The organism is Vibrio sp. YT-19(2023) (assembly GCF_033337395.1).
Map to the genome: position 1 here is coordinate 1 of NZ_JAWOQN010000938.1, position 558 is coordinate 558.

The window sequence follows — 558 nt, forward strand, 5'->3', positions numbered from 1 at the left end:
GTAGTTTAAGTAATCTGGGCCTATTGGCTCGTGATCTTGTTGAAGATCACTCAGTGATCAGTATCGACCTACGCAATCACGGTCTCTCTTTCCACTCTGATACTCATAACTACACTGACATGGCACAAGATGTCGCGACGCTTCTTCAGCACTTAAACGTTGAGCCATCGATAATCGTCGGCCATTCAATGGGCGGTAAAGTCGCGATGAAACTCGCTGATATAGCACCAAATCTTGTGAAGCAGTTGGTCGTATTGGACATGGCGCCAGTAGCTTACCAGACCAATCGTCACGACAACGTATTTGATGGTTTGCTGGCGGTTATCAAAGAAAAACCTGCGAACCGTCAACAAACGTTAGAAATCTTAGCTCAACACATTGAGATGGATGGCGTTAGACAATTTCTCTCAAAATCTCTGTTTAAAAATGAAGACCATATGGCTTGGCGATTTAACGTCGACAGTTTATTAAGTAACTATGCTGAGATCATTGGTTGGCAAGATATTGCTCCTACCGAGATCCCGACACTTTTCATTAAAGGCGGAGATTCGGACTACT

Annotated in this window: 1 protein-coding gene; it reads left to right on the plus strand. The window is 43.9% G+C overall.

Translation table 11 applies throughout. The features are described from left to right. A partial coding sequence (locus R7E78_RS29300) for an alpha/beta fold hydrolase (protein ID WP_318059041.1) occupies positions 1-558 on the plus strand: 558 nt, incomplete at both ends.